Origin of the sequence: Protofrankia sp. BMG5.30 (assembly GCF_001983005.1) — a bacterium.
In the GTDB taxonomy this organism is placed as follows: Bacteria; Actinomycetota; Actinomycetes; order Frankiales; family Frankiaceae; genus Protofrankia; species Protofrankia coriariae.
The window spans coordinates 155,194-178,786 of record NZ_MOME01000005.1 but is presented as its reverse complement, the minus strand read 5'-3'; the positions used below and the strand labels follow the sequence as shown (position 1 = coordinate 178,786).

Below are 23,593 nucleotides of genomic sequence, written 5' to 3'. Positions count from 1 at the left end.
CTGTGGATATCGGGCTCGATTTTTGATCATATGGTCATCTGGTCATCGGTCGGGTGGTAATCGGGTCGGCTGTCTCGCCGAATCCCGCCGAGACGCGGGGCTTGCGGTGGTCATGATGCGGGAGCATCCAATTATCAACAACAGGTCGCCAGCAGTCTCCATGAGCACCAGCGACATGCTCGTGGAGAACCGGATCCATTGTGGACGCCCCCGATGACGACAACGGAGAAACAACCGACGCCGCATGCCACACGCATCGGCCTGTGGGGCGCTCCGCAGAGCGGTAAGACCACTTTCCTGGCCGCGCTGCAGATCGCCATCGTCAACCAGTCGAACGACGACGGCTGGCTCATCACCGGCGTCGACGACGCCGCCTCGGACTTTCTCAGTACCAGTACCAGCCACATGAACCGGGACCGGATCTTCCCGAACGCGACATCGGCAAACGACGTCCACGAACTGCGGTGGCGTTTCGTCCGGCCCACCCGCGGCGGGACCGGTAGGACATGGTGGCGCAGGCCCGGCCACGCCACGTCCGGCCAGGCAGTCTTCGAGGTGCAGCTGCTCGACGTCAGCGGCGACATGTTCGCGAGCACCCGGACGCCGAACGACCTGGCCGGCCCGGCGGCGTCCCTCTTCGCGGAGGACGAGGACGAGCTGGACATCTTTGACGAGCCCGGGCCCAAGTTCGACACGGCCGATCCACAGAACCAGACAAAAGGTCTTCTCGATCACCTGGCGACATGCGACGGGATCGTCTACCTCTTCGACCCCTTCCGCGAGCGGGATTCCTACGAGTACTTCCAGCGGACGCTGGAGCAACTGGCCCGCCGGTCCTACGAGACGGGCCGGCTGCGGGACGGGCGGCTCCCGCACCATCTCGCCGTCTGTGTCACGAAGTTCGACGACCCGGCGGTCTTCCGGAAGGCACACAACTACGGGGTCGTGCTGACCGGGGACGACCGCGCCATGACCCCGACGGTCCCGGACGACCTCGCCGGTGAGTTCTTCCGGAAGCTGTGCAGCGGCCCGAACGGTGCCTCCTCCCTGCTCGTCATGAGAAGCATCGAGCAGTACTTCCACACCCAGCGGGTGAACTATTTCGTGAGCTCGGCCGTCGGCTTCTACATCGGTGCCACCGGCGTTTTCCAGAGACGCGACTTCACCAACGTCGAGACGACTCCGGACGGTGATCTCCGTATTCGCGGCCAGGTCACGCCCATCAACGTGCTGGAGCCGTTCCTGTGGCTGGAGAAACAGATCCGCCAGTCCCTTCCCCGAACATGACGAACCGGGCACCGCGCGACCCGGGCCCGACCGTTCCGGCTGGTTGGGCGCTGATGGGAAAAGAGCCGGACAGCGACAGCGACTACGCCGTGCTGCGGTCGAGCGGCGGTTTCTTCTCCCGAGCCGGCTTCGACGAGATCCTGCRGCGCTTCACACCGGGCACCCCGTCATCGGGATCGATCAGGGAGGCGCTGCCCGATGCCCTGCCGTGGGTGACGGTGAGCTATGCGCCTCGGGGCGGGAGCAGCGTGCTCGGGATCGCGGAGCGCACCTGGTCCGACCAGCGTGACGGCGCGCGCAGGCTGATCGCGACGACCAGCTACCTCTGCGTGCCCTTCCCCGATCTGGCGGGAACTCCGGTGTCCTATGCGACGCTGCATTCCACGCTCAGCAAGGCAAATATCGCTAAACGTAACGACGGCGACGAACCGTTACGGATCGCTCTCACCCCGCTGGATCCCGACGAACTGGCGGAGCACATCGAGCGGTTCGGCTTCCAGTTGGTCGCGACCACCGCCGCCCTGCTGCTCGCGCACCGGGTGTCGGTGTGTGGCGGCCCGACCGGCAGCCCCAACGAGCGGACGATGCTGCGGCTGCGCTTCCTCGACGCGGTGGCCGCGCTGCTCCCCTACGGCCAGCGGTCGAAACTGGTCGCCAGCACCTGGGCGGACGGCGGGAGCACCCACCGGATCAGGCTGGCGTTCACGAACCGCCCCCGGCCAGGGCACGCAGCCGTCCACTGGCCGTCCCCGGGCAGACCGCTCTCCCCCGCCCCGCCCCTCGACGGCAGGTGCGCCGACTACTTCGACCTGCTTACGACCATGAAGAAAAGCGGCAGGACGGTCAGCGAGATCGTCGAACATCTCGCCTCGGCGGTSGAACCACACCGGACGAACGATCCGGAACACGCCATACGCCGCCTCGGCAGGCTGGACTCACGAGTCCATATCGCCCAGGCCATCCACGACGGTACGGCACGGGCCGAAGAAGTACGCGAGCTGCTACGGGCGGGCAAGATCAGCCAGTCTGATCTGAATCTCCGGCTCGAAGCCGTGCGGCTCCTGCTCCAGGCAGCGGACACGGAGGACGTGGAGACGGTCAGAGCTGTCTGGCCACAGTGGATGGCCGTGGATCCGGACGTGGAGGAACTGGACGGATGGCTGGCGGACACCGTGCGCGCTCTCGGCCGGGAGCATCTGTGGGCGGGCCCCGCGGACCTCGCGACGCTGAACCGGCTGCTGGACCTGGCCGACGACCGCGGCTTCGCGGGCCAGGTACTCGCGGCCCTGCTGGACGCCGGTGCGGCCCGGAACGAACTTCACCGGCCCAGGCGTCGGCAGAAGACCCGCCGAGCCGAACCGCTGACCGACATCCCGGGGCCCTTCCAGGCGTCCGAGCAGCAGCGGTACACCACGGCGGCGTCCCTCGTGGTGGAACGGTTCCTCAGTGGCCGGTTGCTCACCGGATCCGCGACCGCCAGCACCGACGAACAGCTACTGGCGACGATCACACGTAACGTGTTCACGCGGCTGCCGCTCGAGCTGATCCGGCAGTTGACCGAATCCAGCGAGGAGACGACGGACAAGCCGGTCCGGGTCCTGCTGGGATGGCTGGAGACCTCCAGCCCGCTACGGGGCGTCCTGCGGCCGTTTCGCGATGCCCTCGACGGCACACCGGGCCCCAAGACCATCCCCATGGCCGACGAGCACGACAAGCAGGGRCACACGTACGTCCTCACGCTGCTGCAACTGGCCTGCTGGGCGGGCCCCGAGCCGACCCGCGGACTTCTGCCGTACATGYTGCCCTGGCTGCTGCGCACGGCACCTCGGCTGCTGTGGCGGAAGGACCGCCCTGCGTGGATCAGAGCGCTGGACCGAGCCACCGGGGACCCGCTGGAAGCGGACGAGCACGGGGCCGTTCACGATACCGCCCATGATGCCGCCCACAAGGCTGCTCACAGGGCCGCCGCGGATCTGCTCCTGCTGATGTTCAACGTACAACCGCACAGGCCGCCGTACCTACGGGTGGCGGGATCCACGGCGTCCGCCGAGGCCTACGTCAGCTCCTTCAGTGAAAAATTCGCGGAACTACACAGAAGAGAAACTCTCGGCGGCCGGCGAAACAGGCAGCTGCCCGAACAGGTTGTTCTACGACTGGTGACATACATCGAGCACACCGGCTGGCCACGGTCACCACATTCGGTCGAGCCGCTGCTCGGGCTGCTCCTCGACGTCGTCGAGATATGCGACGACGTCGACGGCGGACCGGCCGCCGTCACCCTCAACAGCGGGCAGATCGCCGCCGCGCAGGCCGTCCGGGAACTTCTCGACAGCCAGCCGGATCTCACCACGCTCACCTCGGCGGCAGCCTGGCTTACCTGGATCCAACGCAACTGTCCAGACCTGCTCAGGGACAGCGGCCTGGACAGAACGGCCCGACGGCGTCCGAGACTCGGCTTTCGAACCGGTCGGGATCGTAGATGATCACCTGTGCCGATCAGGAAACGGCGGAGCGGAAACAGCGGACCGGACACGCCGACACGAGTCGTCACCACCTGCCGCCGTGGGGCCCGGGCGAATCCGATGTGATCATGCTGCATGCCACGGCGCCGTCGACCGCGCCCACGCGCCGGCCCACCGCTGCCGCCGCGCTTGCCGTCGCCGTGATGCTCACCGTTGCTCTTGCCGTCGGTGCCGGTGATGGGAGGGCGGCAGCGGCCGTGGTCGCGGCGGCGCCGGCCACGCCCCCGCAGGCACCGGCACCGGGCGCCCCGCAGGCAGAGCTGGGCATCCCGCAGGTGGATCTGAACGCCGTCATGACCGCGCTGCGCCTCAACGACGTGGCGGCCGACTATGTCGTGCTCGTCGACACGTCGGCGTCGATGCAGGATGGCGCGCTCTTCGACCAGGTGCGTGACTTCCTGCGAGGTTATGTCGCCGGCCTCACGCCCGCCGACCGTTTCATCCTGATCGGTTTCGACGCCGTTCCGGCCCTGCTCTACTCCGGTTCCGCGGCCGACGCGGGYAGTGCCATCGACCAGCTGCCCCTCGTCCCCAACGGGGGAGCCACCGACATCGGCGCCGCCATCAGGGATGCGGTCAACGAACTCGACCGGCGCGACGCGTCCCCCGTCTCCGCGGTCTTCCTGCTGACCGACGGCGCCCACAACCCGCCGCGCAGCAGCGATTTCCCGGACCCGGAAAGTAACGACCAGCCGTGGCAGGCGCTCCGGGACCACACACGGCAACGGCTTGACCTTGCAAGGGTCCATGGCCACGGCATCGCTCTGCGTAACAATGATCAGGCGATGGCCGGCGCCAGCCTGCTCAAGTGGGCGCTGCCCGCCACCAAGGTGCTCGCGCTGCCCCCGGACCAGCTGCGCGCCTATCTGGACCGTGCCAAGGAGGGCTCCCGCAGGCTCACCGCCGCCGGCCTGCTCACGCCCGACACGCAGGAGCAGGTCACGGTCTCCTGGGAACCGCGGCTGGCCGATGTGAACCCGGGCGCGTCCCATCTGGTCACGCAGGTGAAGCTGACGTCGCGGGCGAAGTGGCTCCCAGTGGAGCTCACCGATGTCTCGATCACGCCTTCGCGTCCGGACGTGCGAGCGGATGGCGTCCCAGATCGGATAATCCTGCCACCGGGGCAGAGCGTCACCATTCCGGTCATACTGACCTGGCAGCAGCACTCCGCCGGCTGGCTGCGCAGGTCACAGGTCGTCACAGGTGAGCTTCGGCTGGGCGCGACCATCGACTCGCCGTGGCGGGACGTGGCCGACCAGGACTTCAAGCTACCGCTTCGGGTGCGTTTCGCCKACGAGAGCACCGTGCTGCACGGCTCGAACCCGGACGGCTGGAACCTGTGGGGGGTGCTCCGGCTCCTCCTGCTGGTGGCTGCGGTCATCCTCACGGCCATCCTCGGACGACTGTGGTGGTGCCCGAGGCTGGCCGGCGTTCTGTTGGTGGAATGGCCGAACGGCCAGGTCGTCCAGGTGGAGCTGTCCGGGCGGAAGGCACAGATCAGCACGCGGCACCGGATCGACGCTCCCGGCACCGGATCGGTGCGTGGCCGGCGCGCGCGGACGGACGCCGAACCCCCTCGGACCGACATCCTGGTGCGTTACCGGCCACGGCAGGTCAGCGGCAGGCTGCCCCGGGTCCGGTTCTCCCCGGGCCAGTCCCGGATCGTCGGGAACGTCACCTTCACCTACCCGGAGGGCACCCACGCGGGGAGTACCCACGCGGAGGGCCGGCAGCGGGAGGCCGGACCGTTCGCCAGGTTCCCCAGATTCCTCCGCGGCCGTCGAGGCCCCCGCGACCGCACGGGCGGCAGCTCCAGGACGCCCCCCACCCAGTGGTAAGGCGCGTCGAGCAGGCCCGTAAGATCATTTGTTGTCTCCGGGGAAACAGCTGGTGTGGTTCCGGTCATTCGGCCACCGGGATGTCGTTCGCCTCGGCGCTGGCGGGCAGCCTGTTGGGGACGTCCGGCGCGAAAAACCGCCGGAACGGTTCGGCGACCTGGCCCCAGCCGGCCGGGAGACGTTCGATGAGGGCCGGTAGCCGCCACGCGCCACCGCGCAGGTCCAAGCGGTGGGCGAGCTGCAGGAGCGCCCGCATTCCGTCCTCGGGAAACTCCGCTGGACTCGGTATTTTGTTGGGGAGTCGATCCTGGGCCAGGAGCGCCCAGAACGGGACAAGTACCAACGGTGCCGAATCTCCGGCGCTGTGCATCCGTTCAAGCCAGTCCCGCAGTCCGTCGACCGAACCGGCGCGCATTTCCTGGATGACGACCTGCAGGGCAGCATGGCCGCTGCAGGCCAGCCCGCGGTCGACCGCGGGCCACCGGGGTTCGCCGTACGCCCACAATCTGTCGGCGCAGAACTCACGGGCCAGCGCAACGGCCCCGGCCTGGGCCTGGYGGGAGCGGTCGTCGGCCTTCTTCGGCGAGCGGGCCAGCAGCTCGCCGAGCACCCGGTCCAGGCGGTCCTGGTCGCGCAGACGCAGCGCGTAACGGTGGGCGGTCTCCACGGCGGGCAGGGCGCCGTCGGCAAGCAGTATCTCAAGCGCCCGGACATCGTCCTCGTCCCTACCGGAGCCGGAACGCCCGGCAAGGACATCCAGCACCCGTTTCTGCCACTTCTCCGGGATCTCCCTGCTCTCCCGCCCCGACCCGAACAGCGCGCCCTCGGAGATCAGAACAGCCGAGAGGCCGTGATCCGGTATTTCCAGATTCRGCGACTCACTGTCCGCGGCAAGTATCCGGACAATATCGTGAGTAGTCTTGTGGAACAGCGTCCGCAGCAACAGGAGGCGACGATAGTATGTCCGGGCAAAACCAGATCGAAACGACGGGACCGCTGGTAGTCCCTGCCAGAACACCACATGTCGTTCTGATATTTTCGTATTGTCACTGAAAGCAATGCGAAAACGCCTGACCCCGTTACCCGACATCCATGTGCAGGCCGTCAGTGACGCATACGCTCCCGCCGGCAGGAGTGCCAGGACGGCATCCAGAAAGGCCAGCCGCAACCGCCGCGGCACGGGCGGCTTCGGCATGGCAATGGTCACCGGCCCGTCGAGTACGAGTGCCGCGGTGGCCGCTACCGCGCCGAAGCCGAACGCGTCGATGGCGGCGGCGACATCGTCGACCGCCGCCATCGGTGACGGCATGCGCAGCCCGGCTCGCGGAGCATTCGACGTGTGTACCCGCTCCTCGGCCGCGTAGTAGAACTTTTCCATCCTCGGACGAATTCCGGAGAACTCTGCGTATGCGRCATAACAGCACCACAAGGAATTCTCCCGCCCAGCTGGCGTGACAGGACCGTGGAAGAGTACGGCCACGTTTTTCACACCGTCGCCGAAGAAAGAGACCTCCGTCGGTGCGCCGGGAGAGTAGCGGGCTACCAGCTGCGCCACAGCAAGATCATCATGCTTACCGGGAAAATCGCAGTTCATCCAGCTCGCCGCGATGTTGACCGGGACGTCCGCAGGAGGACCGTCGACCACAGCGCGGCCACCACCACGACGTAGAAACCACCAGCTCCTGGACTCGCCCGAGGCCGCTTTCAACAGCCGCCTGCGCAGGCCACCGCTGATTTTCAGCTGGTCGAGGAAATCGGCCCACGCCTCCCGCCGCGGCTGGTCGAAGTGCGGGCTCGCGGCCTCGAACCAGCTCTCGAACACCGGCCGCACCTCGTCAAGCCGCCCGGTCCGGGCAGCCCGTGCCAGCAGCGCCCACACCCCCAGGTCGTCAGCCCCGTCAGGCCCGCTGAGACGGCCGACGTCGGCGGCGCTCACCGCCTGTGGGAACGAGGAGGCGACCTCCAACGCGCGGAAGACATTCAGAACGTCCCTGGATACCGGCTGGTCGGCGGCCTCCAGCCAGCCCACCAGACGCAGCAGATCACGCCCGCCCTGGCCCTCGGCCGACTCGTCGGACTCCACCTGCCTGTACAGCGTGTGGATCGTGTACGTGTGATCGGCCGCCAGCAGGTTCCGAACCTCCTGCCAGCCGGCTGTGTCGCCCCGTTGTTCGATCACAAAGTCGATCACAACCCGGCGTATCCTCGAATCAGCCTCCTCGACACCACCCCGCATGTTCAGGAAGTCGACGAGAATCTCCGGGACACAGTCGAGACGCCCCGCCATGGCCATCAGGGCCGTGAGCAGCCGGCTGTCGGCGTCCACCGCGGCCAGCCGGCGGCACAGCGCACGTAGCGCCGGCAGCGCCTCCGCGACCCAGTGCCGCTCGACCAGTTTCACGTCATCGGCGATCGACCCGGCATCACCGGATTCGCCGATCTCCCACAGAAAAGCGCTCAGCAGCTCGGCCGCCAGATAGCCGGCGGGCCGCACCGAACGCAGGTGCCCGCGTATACCGTCGATGAGATACCGCAACGGGGCGGATTCTTCTTCCGACGACACCACCAGGCCGGCCCGCGATGTCTCCGAACCCGTGGCCGGCGAAGACGCCGGATTTTTCTCCCGGGCGCGGTCGACCAGTATGTTCCGCTCCGCCGTGACGAGCGCGTCGACGATTTCGCCCGGCTGTTTGAAACTGTATGGCCTGTGGTCGGCGGCGAGCCACCGCAGGACGGCGTCAGATCCCCAGTGGTGACACAGCTTCTTCAGGTTCTCGGCATAAATATGGCTGTGGCCGCTGTCCCGGGTGGGGTCACCACCGCGGCCAGGGCCGTCACCATGCCCGTCGGTGACGGTATCGGCTTCTGGTGGGTCGTCCGGGTCGATTTCTCCGAGGCCGTCCCGCAGGCGGTGGGTGAACGCGAGCCGGATCTTGTGGCTGGTCCGGTTGTCCACCCAGGTGCCCGCGGACAGCGTGGCTCGCACGCCCGCGGGCAGCAGCGCGGCCACCGCGTCGATGAAGGCTATSCGGTCCGCAAGCGGATACCTTGGCGACTGGTAGCCAGGGGTGAGCGCGACCGGCCCGTCGAGCACCGCCGCGGCCACCGCCGCCGCGGCGGTGAACATTCTCGAGTCACCCAGAAGACGTTGCCGGGTTCTCGATGCCTCGTCGTCGTGCGACTGAACCAACACGGACAGCGGATCATCGTTGTGCTCGGGGACAGCCAGCTTCGCAACGGCCTGATACAGGGCCAGACAGCTGCTGAAATACCGCTCGAAGTCCTCCAGCGGCAGGCAGAAGAAACGCGTCGGGACGATCGGGCGGCCGGTCGCGTCCACCGGCGCCGTCGACTCCCACGGCCACTCGCGGATCGCGACCCCCACGTACCGGGAGCTGGCGACCGTGGCAAAGGTGAACGTGACCCATGGCAGCGCGTCCGCTCGCTCCCGGTGTTCCCCACCAGGTGAGCTGGGTGATCCGGGCGAGAAGTGGCTGACCATCCTTGCCATGGTCCCCGGGCGGAGGCGGCCGGTGGCGCTGGATCGCAGCAGACCGTAGTCGTCCCGCTGCCCGGGAACCTTGCTGATCAGCGCCCAGTCGAGATCGACCGCGTTCATCGGGACGTGCCCGCCCTGCGAATCCGCCCCACCAGCCTCACCAACGGCTCAAGAACATTCATCGGCTGTGGTCGCGTCCGGATACGGAACTGACCGCGCTCGCTGACGATGTTGGCGTAGTCGGCGGGATCGAAACGGTTGTTCGCCCCGATGTAGAAACCGATCGAGGAGGTCGCGTGGAAACTGACGTGGTCCCTGTGAAAATTCGACACGATACTGTCACGGATGTTCTGGGCGGAGTTATCGGGCCGTTCGTGGCACAACATGTTGAAATACCGGAACGCGACTCCTGCCCTGATCTTCGGCTGGCCGGGCGTCTCCGCCAGCGCTTCGAGCTCACGCCGCGACATCGCCCGGCCGAGCACCCGGGGATCGTCGAACTTCGTGACGCAGACCGCGAGCTGGTGGGGTAACCGGTTCCCGATCAGCCGCCCGTTGTCGAACGTCCTGCTCACCACCTCGTCGAGCACCTGGTTGAAATACTGGAAGCTGTTACCGTTCTCCTCCTCCCGGACCGGGTCGAACAGATAAATGATCCCGTCGCAGGAGACCAGGTGCTCCACGAGCTGCTCCTTGGCGGCCTCGTTGCCGGTGGCGTGGTCCGACTCGCCGCGCACCTCGTCGAAATCGAGCTCGTCCTCGTCGTCCTCGCTCTCGTCGCCACCCGTCCACTGGTCCTCGAACAGCTTGCCGGAAACATCCAGGAAGTCGAGGGCGAACTCGACCTGGCTGCCGCGACCCGCCGGACCCACCTGTTTCTGCCCCAGGAACGACCAGCTCAGCCGGGTGTTGGTGCCGTGCTGGGTGCCCTCCGGAAACATGCGTTTGACGGCGAGCACGTGCGCGAGCTCCGACAACCTGGACAACGCGATCGGGTCCTTGCTCGTAACCTTCCAACGGGTCCGGCCGCGCGCCTGCTCGGCGGCGAGCTTCAACGCGCCCAGGTACGTCGTCTTCCCGCTGCTGGTCGCACCCCACAGGCCGATGCGCATGTCATGGCGCGGCCGCTGTACAGGCGCCGGCCAACCGGCGGGCGTCGGCCGATCCACCCACCGGCTCACCACGTGCCACCGCCGGAAGCCCGGCTGTCACCGGAAGAGCGCGTGCCACCGGGCGTCTGGGCACCACCGGGAGCCGGGCCTGCCAGCGGCACCGGCAGCACGCGCTCGCCGTAGCCGGTGAGCAGCCCGAGCGCCGAAGCCAGCCCGGACGCGGACACCTCATCCATGGCGAACAGCGCGTCCGCACCCAGCTCACGCCAGGCCGTGTCGGCCCGCTGCCGCGCGGAACCGCCGGCGCGGGCCGGGATGATCTCAGGTGTGCCCCGGATGGCCACCCGCCGCACACCATCCCGTACGACCAGTTGATCCATCTCCGTCCTCCAGTCGTGACGGGCCGGGCAGGGCAGGATGAGGTCGTCCTCCTGCCGTACGGGATGCGGTGGCCGGGCACCGACCGTGACAAGACAGTGCGTGGCACCCCCGCGCCACCACCGCGTCCCCGCCGGTTCGTTCAGGACGTGCAGCGCATCCTCGACAGGAGCCGCGAAATCGTAACGTGGCTCGCTCGGCGGCCAGCCGTACAGTGCCGTCAGCGCACCCGCCGCCGCCATCGGCGCCGCCGGCYGCACCACCGGCCGCTGTGACCGGTGCCAGTCGAGCAGATCGTGGTCGTCGTAGCCGATCAGGCCGACCATCACGGCCGTCGGATCCGGATGCTCGTTCCCGAGCAGCGTGAGCAGATCCGTGACCACCTGGAAGCGGGCCGCGACCGCCTCCGGCGCACCGCCGAGCTCGAGGGCGAAGACCACGTCCACCGGATCGGCGCCGAACTCGGCGGGGACGGCGTCCAACACGCCCGACCAGCTCCTGCCGCCACCACGCAGGTCCGCCGGATGCAGGAAACRCACCCGGCCGGGCCCGTCGAGCGCGACCCGGACGCGCACGGGCGCACCGGGCGGTGGCGCGCACCCCGCCAGGGCCACCGGATGCCACTGCCGCGGATCGTCCGCCACCGGGGCGACGACCACCAGCGCCAGGTCGTCCGCACGGGTCGGCGGCGCCACGACCGTGACCTCGGATTCCAGCGCCGTCCCGGGGGTGGCCGGCACCACGGTGTCGGCCTCGAACAGCGGATACGCCACCAGACGCACCCGCCGGGTGGCACGGTCGACCTCGGCGAGAGCAAGGGCGTACCCGTGCCGCAACGGCGCCCGTCGCAGCAGTTCGTCCAGAGCCTCGGTCCCGACGGCGGCAGCCTCGTGGCCGTCGGCCAGACCAGTGCGGACGAGGTGGCCGGTGAGCGCCTGGAGCGCGTCGTCCACCATTGGCCAACCGGCGACCTGCCGGACCAGCACCACCACGCTGGACGCGCCAACCGTGCCCAGCACGTCACGCAGCGGCTGGAAGGCCGCGGGCCAGCCGTCGTACCCCACGGTCGGGATCCGGGCCACCCGCCCGCCGCCGTGGGCCCCGATCCCGCCGGCCAGCCGCAGCCACTGGCTGTCCGGCTGCGACGGCAGCTCCGGGAGCAGATCCGACCAGTTCCATGTACGCTGCGCCCCGAGCCGGTGGGGGACGCCCAGATCGTCCGCACCGACACCGGTGACCGCGACGGCGTCCGGTGTCAGTTCGACGACGGCGGCCCGCCGCACCTCACCGGCGACGATCCGGCTCAGCAGCCGGCCGACGGCCACGGTGTCCGTCGCCATGGCCGTCGGTGCGGCCGCCGGCCATGGCGACGCCGTCCGTACCGCGCGCCGGGCGGCGTCGAGCTCACCAGGCACCGGGGGGCCGCCGCGGACCAGGTCCACCAGCCGGTCGGCAAGCCCGGGATCGCCGCTGCCGAGCGCGTCGGCGACCCGGACCACGGCAGGCAGGTCGAACCGGCGGCGCGCCGTCGCCAGCCGTGCGCCGAACTCCCATTCAAGATCGTCAGTGATCTCGCCCCGAACGTGGTCACCGCGCAGGAGCCAGCCGCATCGCCCGCACTCCCGCGACGCCCCGCACACCAGGGCGCAGACCGGGCAGCAGCCCGCCGCCACCGGCCCTGCCCGGGCCGGTCCCTCACGGGCCGCCTCCTCGCGGGCCGGCCCCTTACGCACCGGTCGCCCGCGCGCCGCTGCCTCGCGGGTGTCGTCCCATCCCGCCGCGCGCCCACTCACCGAGGAAGAGCGGCCCGGAGAAGTACCGCGTCCCACCGCGTTGGTCGGACCCGGTGGCGGGCCCAGCCGTGGCGGGCCCAGCCGGTGTGGGCCCGGCCGTTGTGGGCACGGCCGGCGTCTTCGTGGACGCCGGATTCTCGTGGATCGGACGGATATGGCCAGGACAGATATGGCGGGCCTGGTCCGCTGGGTCGACGTCGCGGAAGTACAGGGAGTCACGAGCCGAGCAGAAGGCGATTCGCTCGAAGCCCCCGGCGCGCGGCGTCTCCCACGGCGCTTCCTCGGTGTCGCGCTCCTGGTAGTCACGGCCGACGGGGACATCGTCCATCCCGAGGCCGTACAGCACGAACACCGCGTCGCCACCGGGCCGCACCGCGGCGGCGAGCCGCTCGACCGCCACGGCCCCCGGCGGCCACGACTGCCCGGACGCGTCCAGCCGGGCGGATGCGCCCGGACGGTCGGTTGGCACCGGCTTCCTTCTCCTAACCTGGCCTGCTACCTGACCTGCTACCTGGCCCGTTTACCGAGATCTGCGCCGGCCGGGCAGCCTCGGGCTGCGTCCGCGTCGGCCCCGGGTACCGAACACAGTTCGGTGGCCAGTTCCGCCGGCATGACCAGCCGGGCGGGACGGTCGGGGAGCCAGTCCGGCGCCACACATCCCGCGCAGTCGAACGGGCAGCCCTGCACCCAGACCATCGCTCGCGGGCCAGGGCCGAGGGCACGGGTCAGCCGGCAGGTCGCCGCAACGTTGAGAAGACTGCCTGACCCGCTCGGCCAGGTGCTCATGTCGACCGTTCCCGGCCAGCCGGGCCCTCGGCGTCGGGGAGGTCTGCCGGCCATCCGTTCGAGCGAGCGGTGTCGGCCCGTGGGCCGAACCCCCCGTCCGTCCGGGGCACCCAGGTCGGTTCCTCGTCCGGATCGCGTGGCTGGTTGCCGGCCTGACCAGCGTGGTTGGCATGGTTGGCGTGGTTGGTCCGGTCACTGTGACCGGCGTACCGCCTACCGACGGTGCTCCGATCGGCGGCGTCCCGCGTCATCTCGTCCGGATCCCATGGCCGGGCATCCGGCTGGCCGGCCGGGCGGGCGCTGTCCGGCGTCCGCCACGTGACGTCATCGTCCGCCAGCAGGCGGGTCGCCTCGGTCGGCCGCGTCACGTCCTCCGGCAGGGGATGCTGCGTGCGTCCCGAGTCACCGCCCGGCTCCCACCAGATGGTGTGAGCTGGCAGCCGAGGCTCCTCCTGCCGCCGTACCGGCTCCCGCGGCGGTGTGGGCCTTCGCGGCGGCGCCGGCCAGGGCTCGGGCCACACCGGCTCGTCCTCGACGCTGTCCGGCTGCCGGTCGTCCCGTTCGGGTTGTGGCTCGTGCCGCGGCTGCCCGTCGTACGGCGACACCGTCGTATCGCGCGCCTGGGAGTGGGCGCTTCCTCGCACCGGCTCTGCCGGCGGCCGCACCCTGGGCGCTCTGTCCGCGGGAAAAGGCTCGTCACCGGCTGACGGGTCGGCCCGGCCGTCCGACGGGTGCCGCTCCGTCGGCGGCTGAACTCGGGTGGGCTGCGACGGCAGGTCGCTCAGGTGCGGGTAGTCAGGGGCCATGCCGCGGGGCCGGGTGTTCGTGTTCGGAGCGGACCGCGAACCGGTGACAAGGTAGCTGTCGAGATCCGCCTCAATGCGCCGCAGCTCGCGTTCCCGCCATCTGGCGAGAATCCTCTCGGCAATGTCGGCCTGGGCCTGGATGGTGCTCCGGGTCAGCCGTTCGATCGCCGCGTCCCTTTCCTCACGCCCGATCTGGGCTTCAAGGTAGGTGTCCCCGCCGTTGAGGATTTCCGTTGCCCGCCGGCGACGGCCCTGTTCCTCCTCGATCTGCAGCTGATTGCGCTCCTCGATCTCGACAGCTCGTTCGTAGAGCGTCGGCGCCCCCAGCGACATCAGGAACTTGACGAGGACCGGAAGACACTCGATCGCGGTGATGAAAAGGAGCAGCAGCAGATGGGCCCGGCCGAGGGAGGGCCGCTCGGAGGTCAGCCGGTCAAGGGCCTCGATGCGGATGAGCATCCCGGTGTCGTCGCTGTTCTCGGCGTTGAACGCGGCGATGTCCGCGGCACGGGATCTCTCAAGACTGTCGAGCTGGGTGTTGACCCTCTCCAGCTCCGACTGGGCGTTGGCGAGCGTGGTCGCGCGAGAGGCGTTCTGGTTCGCCTGCGCCGCGCTGACAGCCGCGTCGAGCTGGCGCTGAAGCCTGGCGAGTTCGGCCCCGGCCCTGTCCCGGATCGCGACTTTCTCGTCGTAGGCGACGCCGGCGCCAGGACGGCCGCTGCCGCAGCCCGGCCGTCCTTCCTTCTCACAGACGACGGCCTGCTCGGCGTCGTTGTATCTGGTTCTCGCGGCGTCGACCTGCGGCTGCAGGCGGGCCACCTCGGGATCCCTGTTCACGTCCGTGACGACACCGCCGGCGGCGACGGTGGCCTGCAGCTGTGCCTGTTGGGTCCTGAGATCGCCTATCTGCTTCGTGCGCTCGTCGTTCTGCATGGCACGGTCGAACTCGTCGGCGCGCTCACGATGAATGGTGACCATCTCGGCCTGTATCTCCGGCTCGAAGATGCGCAGCACCAGCGGCGTCGAGATGACCAGACCGATGAGCACCGCCAGCACCAGCCGCGGAAGCGCGACTACCAGATTCTGGTACCAGTGCTCCCGACGTTGTACGGAGGCCACCAGCCATCTGTCCAGGCTCATGATGGCAAGGCCCCAGGCCCCGCCGATGAGCAGGCAACTGGCAATTGGCAGTTGCAGTGCCATGTGCAGGGCGAACGCACAGGAGGTCGCCGCCATGAGGGCGGTGGTCAGCACCGCGCTGCCGATACCGACGTACTTCGCCCGGTCGGTMGGGCAGCGCTGGAGGATCTGGAAGTTCGCCCCGGACAACCAGATGAGCAGCCGTCTCACGACAGGCGCTCCCGCCGCCACAGCCTTGCGGCCACCCGTCGCCACCCACCCTCTCGATCATGACCTGGACCGCGTGTGCCACCGGGCCCGCGGAATCCCACCGGACGCACCAGAGCGGGCGGCAACCGCGGACGCCCGACCTGGTCGAGCAGTGAAACGGTGCCGCCCCAGCCGGTGGCCGGCGTCGTTGTCGCCGCCCGCCCCGCCGGAAAACGGCCAGAACAGGCAAAGGCCGGCCGGTCACGGTTGCCGATGGTCCGGCTCCCGGGCTCCTGGAGACCCGGCGAGAAGACTGGTGGGGCGGACAGCCCGTGTGGAGTACGGGCCAGGATCGCGGCAAACTCGTCCCGGAGCCCGAACAGACCGGCCTGTGACGTGGCGCTGGCGGCGGTATCAACGCCGCTCGGTGGAGTCGGAATCCTCAGGAACCTGATGTCCGGCTGGTTGAAGACACGTATTACCGGTGTCTGCGCCTCCACCACGGCTCCGGCCGGCCCGCGTGCCATCAGACGCAGAGATCGGGTGGCCTCAAGCGTCACCGGAAGAGATCCCTTGGGCGGGAACACGCCACGGCCCTCGACGAACACCTCGTTCGTGTGGAGCGCGGACCATCTGACCACGACTTCCTGGCCGACGACACCGGCACGAGGCTGTACGTCAACAAACTCGAAGCGCGGCTCGTACGGATCAGCGAGCATACCGCTCACACCCACCCCGCCTTCAAGATCTTTAAAGATAGCATCGGAGAGATGGGACAAGAAGCCGAGACAGCGCTGACAAGCCAGCTTGGCATGACGCCCCTCCCCACGGGAACGCCCTGGTAAGCCTAACCCGGCTTTCAGGCTCACGACAAGATTTGTTTCAACATTGTGCGTACATTATCATCACAGTGGACGCGGGCCGTCGGACCAGATCATCGGATTCAGCGACCGGTCACATCCCTGGGATCCCTGTTCAGGTTCTCCGCTCGCAGGCACCATCGCCCTGGGATGCGGATGGGCCGGAGCCATTGCCGATCAACCTGTCAGGTTGCCGACCAGTGCCATCCATCGGCGTCCGTCGGCAGCTCCACCGGGGGTCCGCCGCACCCACGCCATGCGCTGTTGGAGAGGACAGGCAGGGGAGCTCCGCCCGATACAAGCACACCTCCGCCGGCACGGCCACCGGTTATGATTCTGGCCACCAGAGTTCGGCCGGGGCGCCGCCCAGGCAGCGACCGGACGAGAATGGAGCGTCCGATGCCCGGTGCGCCCGTACCACAAGAAAACAAAATTCTGAACCTGATCGGATCTTCATCCGGTTCAGCCTTCCGGATACAACCGGAATCCGAGTCACGAAAAATTCCATGACAGTCACAGGATTTTCAAAAACTTTACGACCGTCTTTCAAGATCAAAATCTTGATCTGACGAGTACGACGCAAGGCGGTACTATCGGCCTGACGAACCCTCGGATAAACTTTTCCGTAAGGAAGCGGCAGCGGTCAACGACAAGTACTTCCCCGGCACAGCTGTTTCTCATGCACAGCGGCGAGCAGCTTCTTTCAGCAGCTGAAGTCGAGCTGTCCGGGCCGACGGACGGTCAGCGGACAGCGCTCCGGCCGCGGGACCCGCCTGCCTTCCATGTGCTTCGTCCCGTGCGCTTCGTCGCGGTGGTCAGTGGACGCGGGGGTCCGGGGGGCAGTCCAGGGCACTGGCCCTGGTCAGGCCGCTGACCGTGAGTTTGGCGGACAGGCGGACCGGCCCCGGCTGCTCGGTGAGGATGCCCGTCCAGCCGTCCGCCGCCTCGAACACGCACGCCTCGTGGCCGTCGTCAAGCTGCCAGTAGGGCGTGAAGTGCACCAGGACGGTCGCCACACCGGGCGCATGAAAGTTCACCGCAAGCGAACTGACCCCGAGCTCGGTCAGCGCCGCCGGCCCTCGCACCAGACCCGGCGAGTCGGTGACCAGCCAGACCTTCCAGTGGGCGTCCGACCAGACGAGCTCCAGATAGGGCAGGCCGACATCGAGCAGCTTCGCCTCCTCCACCGCGGAGGAGTCCAGCTCCACGTCCGGCCGCGCCACGAAACGGACGCCGCGTTCARGCAGCCACTTGTGGTAGGTCTCGGGCGAAAGGGTGCCGTCGTAGAACAGCGAGTTGTACTCCATGTCCAACTGCCGCTCCCAACCGCGGGCCAGCGGGACGTGCGGCGCCACGAACGACGCCTCCCAGTGCGCCCGGGTGAACGGGATCTCCACCCGGCCCACCGCCACCGGGCCGTGGTCGAGATAGTCGAGCAGACCGGTGTAGTAGCCGGCCTGGCCGGAGGCGTCCCCGTAGGTGGCCAGCGCCCCGTGCACCGGGCCGATCTGCCAGCCCAGCAACGGGATCGCGACGACCAGCAGCACCCGTGGACGTCTGGCCAGCAGCATCGCCGCGAGCGGGCCCGCGAGCAGGGTCGCCGGGCGGGCGATGTTCCCGCCGATCTGGGTCGGGACGAAGAAGAAGACCGCGGCCGAGGCTGCCCACAGCATCAGCCCGCGTCTGATCGCCACCTCGTGCCGTGGGACGACGAGCAGCCCGGCTCCGATCAGCGCCAGCAGGGACAGGAAGGTCATCGCCGGGAACGGCTGCACACCGTGTTCGGGGAACAGCAACGCGACGACGATCCCGCTCATGGCCCCCGCCAGCGGCAGCACCCGGCGCCGCGGGAGCGTGCCGAGCAGGGCGACCCCGATCAGCAGCACGAACCCGCCGGCGAGCGGTGAGGCCAGCGACGACCCGATCGCGCCGGCCCACGCCATCTTCGTCCGCCGCTCCCGGACGCCGAGCAGCGCCAACCCGCCGAAGGCCATCCCCAGCGCGAAGGGCATCCGGCCGACCACGAGGTTGGCCACCGTCGCGACGGAGAACCAGACCAGCGCCAGGTCGTGGCCGTGCGTCCGGCCGCGACCGCGCAACAGCCGGGTGACGATCATGGTGGAGGCGACGCACGCGAAACAGCCGAGCGCCTGCACCCCGAACAGCGCCCCCAGCGGAGGGAAGAGCACGCTGTAGCCGGGTACGGTGTGCCCGCCGTACCACTGGTCGTCCCACAGCACCGCGCCGCCGTGCTTGAACAGCCACACGCGATATTCCTGTGCGGGGGTGTCCGGGCCGGTGAGTCCCAGCGCCAGTGACAACCCGCACAGGGCGGCGGTGATCAGCCATGGCTGGCGTCGCAGCAGGGCGGCAACGACGAGGACAGCCCGCGGGAACGCGGCGCGCGGCTTCGGGAAGACCGCGCGAGGCTGCGGAGCATCATCGCCGGATCCCCGGAAGCTGGATCCCCGGAAGCTGGATCCCTGGAGGACGGCGCGAGGTCCCGGACGGACCGCCGGAGAGGAGAGCGTTGCTGGTGCTGTGGGCCCGACTGGCACGTCGTCGCGCCGGATGGCCGCGCGCCACCGTGCGCGACGCGGCTGCCCGCCACCCAGCGGGCCCTGATGTGCCCGCGCGTCACACGGAAGATCGTGGGATGCCCGCGCCTCAGCCGGGACAGCCTCAGCCGGGATGGCTTCGGCCAGGCCAACCTCAGCCAGACCAGTACGAGGCGCTTCCGTCTCGACCAGGACAGCCCGACGCGGCCCTACACGACGTAGGACGGTGCCGAGCAGACCCACCCGACACCTCCCTGTGTCAGACCGCCACGAACCAGCCAACCGGAAGCACGCGGCCCACGCCAGACCACGGCCACAACAACGGCAGCGACGGGTGGAGACGAAGTCCCCGTCCGCGATTCTTTCCGCGGGCGGGCCTGTTTCACGCACCTGTCGGGTGGCCGACCGTGGTAGGCACCGTCGCGGCAGTCACCGCCGTCCTCGCCGAGGCCTGGCTCGGACCGCGCAACCCGGACACCTTCAATCCCTCATCCTGGTGGGGGATTCTCRCATCACAGCCACCGTCGACGGCTACACGGGGCTGGCTCGCGGCGATCGCCRCCGTCGCCGTGATCACCCTGTGCATCTGCTGGTGCGCCCTCGTCCGTTCGATCACTCATTCGGCCGCTCACACCACCGAGGACGCGGTGGATTCGCACGGTAGATGGCATATATCCGATAGACCGTCTATGCCCGATACGCTCCCAGGTGACTCCGAGCATACCCGTGGGACAGCGCGCCCCGCCACGCGCCGTACCACCACCGCCCGGGTGGTCGTTACCTCCATCGGGTGGAATCTGCCGTTCGCGCTCGGCCCGCCACTGTTCAGCCGGGACGTCTACGCCTATGCGAGCCAGGGCGAACTCGCCCGGCACGGGCTCGATCCGGCGACGCACGGCGTCTCGGCGTTACGCGCGCTGGGTCCACAGATGGAACCCTTCGTGACCGCGGTCGACCCGCGCTGGCGTGACACCCACGCTCCCTATGGGAGCACGGCCGTTCTCGTCGAGAAGGCGGCGGCCACGGTCGGCGACGCGCTGGCCGGTACCGGGCCGCTCGGTGCCGTCATCGTGCTGCGGCTCGTCGCCGTGCTCTCGGTCGTGGCGCTCGTCGCGCTCACCCCGCGGCTGCTGCCCGGCCGTGGGAACCCCCGACGGACCGCCCTGGTACTCGCGCTGCTGGCCGCGAACCCCGTCACCGCCATCCACCTGACCGGCGGAGCCCATCTGGACGCGCTGGCCGCCACCCTGACAGTCACCGCACTGCTCCTCGACCGCCACCGCCACCGCCACCGCCACCCGAGGATTGGTGACCCAATCCCGTCGAATCGCGAGAACGAGGGAACAAGCGGCTGTCATGGCAGCCACTTCCGTACTCGTTCTCTTGACCAGGGTGGGCTGCGCGGGCGTTTGGGCGGTGGTGTGGGGCGGTGGTGGCCGGGCGGGAAGCGGGAGCGGGTGGGATGGGGGCAGGCGGGGTATGGGCGCCCACGATGGTCCCGGTGGTGGCCACGGTCCCGGTGGTCGACGCGGGCGGGTGCGTTGCGCTGCGCCGCGGTCGTGCTTGCCTGTCTCGCTGGGACGATCAAGGTGACCGCCTTCCTCGCCCTTGCCGTGCTGGTCCTCGTCCACCTGCGTGCACGGGTCGCGGCCAGCCACACCGGGAGGGCCACCGCCGGCCACGGCCGAAGCGACCGCGGAAACCACGACGAGAACGGCGAAGCATCCCCCGCACGCCGGTCAGTGGTCGCGTCCGGCGCGGGAAGCGTCCTCTTCGATCTTTCGGTTGCGGCGGTGACGATGGCGGTGAGCATGGTCGCGGCCGGCTTCGGCCCGACCTGGATCGGCGCGCTGGCCACCTCCGGACAGTCACAGACCGGCATCGCACCCGCCGCGCTGCTCGCCCACCTGATCCGGCTACCGCTGGGCCTGCTGGGTCTGCTGAACCTGCCGGGCCCGTGGGATACCGGCGATCAGGCCGAGACGGCGCTCGCTGCCGGGCGGGCGGTGTCGCTGGCCGTCGCCGCGGCCGTCATCGCCTGGCTCCTCGTGCGCGCCTGGCGCAGACCATGCCTGCCCGCGTGCCTGCCCGCGCCATCCCGTCCGGCGCTGTCGTCCACTCCGGCACCATCCGTCATGACGCCATCCGGCCCGGCAGCATCCGGCCCGGCAGCATCCGGCCCGGCGCTGCCCGTTGCGGTAGCGGGCACGTCGGCGTCGGCGCGAGGGTGCGTGCCGGACGATGTCGCCATCGTCGGAGTCGGGGGGATGGCGGTCGCCCTGGGTAGCCCGGTCGTCTACCCGTGGTATCTGGCGCCCACTGTTCCGGCGCTCGCCGTCATCGCAGCCAGCGGCGGATCCGCGGCGGCACGCCGACTGGTGATCGTCACGTCGGTGGTGCTGTGCGTGACGTCGCTGGCATCGCTGGCTCCGACCTGGGCCCTGCTGGGCCGGGCGGCCCCGGCAGCCGCATCCGCAACCATGATCGTAACCGTTGCTGTCGGGGCCGTCGCCCTGGGCGCGGCAGCGCTGGCCGCGCTGCTCGCGCGACGGCGAAGCAGCAGACGATGACCAGCAGGAGATTGCGCACCACCAGCAGCAGGCTCGCGACGGCCTGCCCCGCGAGCAGGTCGTCATACCGGATCGGGTAGACCACCAGCGAGATCAGGCAGATCGCCGGCAGCCCGACGGTGATCCATCGACGTGACGGGGCCGAGCGGGCCGCCCGAGCAGCGACCTGGCCCACCCCGGCGTCCGGGCCGGCGAAGGAGGGCACGCTGGCCTGATCCAGAGCGCCAGGGCCCATCCCGGCGACCGGTCCGGCGCCGGTGGCCGGGTCCAGCCCGCTGTGGCCCGCCGCGAGGTCCAGACCCTCCGTCGGCGCCGTCCCCGCGACCGAGCCGGCACCGATAGCCGCTCCCGGGCCGACAACAGGACTGGTACCGGTGGCCAGGCCCGGGGCGCTGGCCGGGCCGGTGGCCGCCGGGTTCGGCCACAGGGAACGGCAGGCAGCGACCGCCAGCAGCCACACCAGGTACTGGGGGCTGAGCACCCGGCTCGTCACCAGGACGACCAGGAGCAGCGCCAGCATCCGATCCGCCGGATTCGCGGCCGCGCGTGACCGTAGGGGTGTCCACCACCACACGGTGGCACCGAGCACGGCCACGATCTCCACCACCGAGCAGGCCGTCGCCACGGCGCGTGCCGCCGGGGAGCCGAACTGGAACGATCCCCAGTCGTAAACCGGGCCCGAGCCCAGGCCGACCATGTGCGCCAGGACGAACGGGGTCGCCGGGACGGCCTCGGTCTGCAGGCCGCGAGCTTCCTGCGCGCCGAGGAAACCGAACGACTCCCGCCACCAGCCCGTCGCGAACAGCACCACGGCCACCAGCGCCACCGCCGCCACCAGCCCGCCGGCCAGCCTGGCCAGGGCCGGCCACGACGCCGCACCGGTGGCACGCACCACCAGTGGGCCCGGACGCGCGTCGCGGGCCGGTGCCGGGCCCGCGCCAGGGACCGGGCCGTGTGCTCCCACCACGCGGCCGAGCGCGGGCAGGAGCAGCGCCGGCCACACCTTGAGCAGGACGCCGAGGCCGACCGCGAGCCCCACCCGCCCCCACCGCCGGTCGGTGGCACCGACCAGCGCGGCCACCACCAGGACGGCCGGCAACAGGTCGAAACGGGCCAGCGCGACCGGTCCGAGCGCGCAGATCCCCAGCAACCAGAAGCGGGCCGCGGACGCCGAGCGCCGGGCCAGCATGCCGGTGACCGCCGCGTCCGCCGCGAGGATCATCAGGAAGAAGCCGACCTCGTAGGGCAGCCTGGTGACCGTCTCCAGCACGGACGGGACGGCAAGCGCGATCGCCGCGGCCGGCGGGTACTGCCAGCGGTCGTCGTCGACGGGGAGCCCCGCGCCGTGCACCAGGCCGTGGCCCCAGTGGTCGTAGAGCCGGACGTCGCCAAGCACCCCGTGCTGCGCGCCCAACGTCCTGCCCGCGACGGCGAGGATGACCAGGAGCACCCGGGAGACCAGCCAGAAGATCCGAATCCGGCGGGCCGACCAGGGCCTGAACCATGGCTGCGTCCACCGCCGGGCCTGRCTCGCCCACCGGGACAGACGCGCCGGCGGCACGGGCCGGCCGGGATACCCGGGGCGTGGTGGGCTCCGTCGCGACACGGACAGGCGCCGGCCCGGCCGTCGTGGCGCCGGCCCGGCGGTACCGATGTCAGCCGTCCGCACGTTCCATGACGGTATCCGCCGCCAGAGTGCCAGGTCCCGCCTACCCGGCTGGGCCGGGGTTGTCCCGGTTCGGGTGGCGCCGATCCGAGCGGTTCCCACGGCCGGCCCCCTCGTAGCCGGACCCCTCGTACAACTGCCGTGGCCGGGCCCGCCCGCGCCGGCCAGGCCGCTCACGTCCGCCCCGCGGAGCGCGGCGCGCGGCATGATCCGGGACGGAACCGGCATGGTCGACGCCGCCCTGCGCCGACAGCCGCAGGACCGCCTCAAGGTCGTCCGCTGGGGACGTCCTGTTCCGCCGTTGGTGACCGCAGGCCTCACAGCGGTGGAGCAGGATGGTTCGCCCGGCGCGCACCTCCACCGCGACCGGACGCATCGGCCCCGCGCAGTCGGCGGCCCGATCGCCGGGGTTGACGTCCACGTGCCGGGACCACAGGCAGCGCGGGCAGTGGTTGGTGTAGCCGTCGCCGCGCACCGGCGTCCCGCAGGCAAGGCAGCGGAAGTCCTCGGCGGTACGGGTGAAGCGACGGGTCACCGCATGACAGTAACCGCATGACAGTAACCGCATGCCAGCAACCGCATGCCCGGC

At 69.8% G+C, this 23,593-nt stretch carries 12 protein-coding genes and 2 pseudogenes; 4 read left to right on the top strand and 10 right to left on the bottom strand.

All coding sequences use genetic code 11. The features are described from left to right. The first annotated feature begins 213 nt into the window (after positions 1-213). The 3 genes from BL254_RS02525 (at position 214) to BL254_RS02515 (ending at position 5,647) form a co-directional block, all read left to right on the top strand. Positions 214-1,287: a hypothetical protein gene (locus BL254_RS02525; protein ID WP_047222128.1), complete on the top strand. Its 1,074-nt coding sequence runs from the start codon at positions 214-216 to the stop codon at positions 1,285-1,287. Positions 1,288-1,340: 53 nt separating this feature from the next. Beyond that, positions 1,341-3,770 carry a hypothetical protein gene (locus BL254_RS02520; RefSeq protein WP_139342148.1) on the top strand — a complete coding sequence of 810 codons (2,430 nt, stop codon included), beginning with the start codon at positions 1,341-1,343 and terminating at the stop codon, positions 3,768-3,770. 107 nt (positions 3,771-3,877) lie between these two features. After that, positions 3,878-5,647, top strand: a complete 1,770-nt coding sequence (locus BL254_RS02515) for a VWA domain-containing protein (protein WP_139342147.1) — start codon at positions 3,878-3,880, stop codon at positions 5,645-5,647. A gap of 64 nt (positions 5,648-5,711) precedes the next feature. Here the strand turns inward: BL254_RS02515 and BL254_RS02510 are convergent, their stop codons facing one another. From BL254_RS02510 to BL254_RS02475, 8 genes and pseudogenes are all read right to left on the bottom strand, one after another. Next, the gene (locus BL254_RS02510) at positions 5,712-9,266 is read right to left on the bottom strand and encodes a hypothetical protein (RefSeq protein WP_076842404.1); all 3,555 of its coding nucleotides are present in this window, start codon (positions 9,264-9,266) and stop codon (positions 5,712-5,714) included. Continuing rightward, on the bottom strand, positions 9,263-10,258 hold the full coding sequence (locus tag BL254_RS02505) for a hypothetical protein (protein WP_047222131.1): 996 nt from the start codon (positions 10,256-10,258) through the stop codon (positions 9,263-9,265). Before BL254_RS02505 ends, BL254_RS02510 begins: the two co-directional genes overlap by 4 nt. A gap of 65 nt (positions 10,259-10,323) precedes the next feature. Next, positions 10,324-12,369, bottom strand: coding sequence for a hypothetical protein (locus BL254_RS02500; protein ID WP_139342146.1), 2,046 nt, complete (start codon positions 12,367-12,369; stop codon positions 10,324-10,326). Continuing rightward, positions 12,362-12,898 (bottom strand): hypothetical protein, encoded by a 537-nt coding sequence (locus BL254_RS02495; RefSeq protein WP_047222135.1) that lies wholly within the window; start codon positions 12,896-12,898, stop codon positions 12,362-12,364. Before BL254_RS02495 ends, BL254_RS02500 begins: the two co-directional genes overlap by 8 nt. A 104-nt stretch (positions 12,899-13,002) precedes the next feature. Then, a pseudogene (locus tag BL254_RS02490) lies at positions 13,003-13,215 on the bottom strand (4Fe-4S cluster-binding domain-containing protein); the annotation flags it as partial. Continuing rightward, positions 13,212-15,371 carry a DUF4407 domain-containing protein gene (locus tag BL254_RS02485; protein WP_162233175.1) on the bottom strand — a complete coding sequence of 720 codons (2,160 nt, stop codon included), beginning with the start codon at positions 15,369-15,371 and terminating at the stop codon, positions 13,212-13,214. The pseudogene BL254_RS02490 and the gene BL254_RS02485, both read right to left, overlap by 4 nt. Then, positions 15,368-16,069, bottom strand: a complete 702-nt coding sequence (locus tag BL254_RS02480; RefSeq protein WP_047222136.1) for a hypothetical protein — start codon at positions 16,067-16,069, stop codon at positions 15,368-15,370. Before BL254_RS02480 ends, BL254_RS02485 begins: the two co-directional genes overlap by 4 nt. Before the next feature lie 956 nt (positions 16,070-17,025). Next, positions 17,026-19,011 carry a hypothetical protein gene (locus BL254_RS02475; protein WP_175648269.1) on the bottom strand — a complete coding sequence of 662 codons (1,986 nt, stop codon included), beginning with the start codon at positions 19,009-19,011 and terminating at the stop codon, positions 17,026-17,028. Positions 19,012-19,457: 446 nt separating this feature from the next. Here BL254_RS02475 and mptB point away from each other — a divergent pair, with 446 nt between their 5' ends. Beyond that, positions 19,458-21,338, top strand: a complete 1,881-nt coding sequence (gene mptB, locus BL254_RS26750; RefSeq protein ID WP_175648268.1) for a polyprenol phosphomannose-dependent alpha 1,6 mannosyltransferase MptB — start codon at positions 19,458-19,460, stop codon at positions 21,336-21,338. Between the two features lie 985 nt (positions 21,339-22,323). Here the strand turns inward: mptB and BL254_RS29220 are convergent. Beyond that, a pseudogene (locus BL254_RS29220) lies at positions 22,324-22,689 on the bottom strand (glycosyltransferase 87 family protein); the annotation flags it as partial. Positions 22,690-23,047: 358 nt separating this feature from the next. Beyond that, positions 23,048-23,539 (bottom strand): RNHCP domain-containing protein, encoded by a 492-nt coding sequence (locus BL254_RS29215; RefSeq protein ID WP_371389840.1) that lies wholly within the window; start codon positions 23,537-23,539, stop codon positions 23,048-23,050. Positions 23,540-23,593 lie beyond the last annotated feature (54 nt).

Coding starts and splice junctions, on each gene's coding strand:
- BL254_RS02525 (WP_047222128.1), top strand. CDS start 214: ATGACGACAACGGAGAAACAACCGACGCCGCATGCCACACGCATCGGC.
- BL254_RS02505 (WP_047222131.1), bottom strand. CDS start 10,258: ATGCGCATCGGCCTGTGGGGTGCGACCAGCAGCGGGAAGACGACGTAC.
- BL254_RS02480 (WP_047222136.1), bottom strand. CDS start 16,069: ATGCTCGCTGATCCGTACGAGCCGCGCTTCGAGTTTGTTGACGTACAG.
- mptB (WP_175648268.1), top strand. CDS start 19,458: ATGCCCGATACGCTCCCAGGTGACTCCGAGCATACCCGTGGGACAGCG.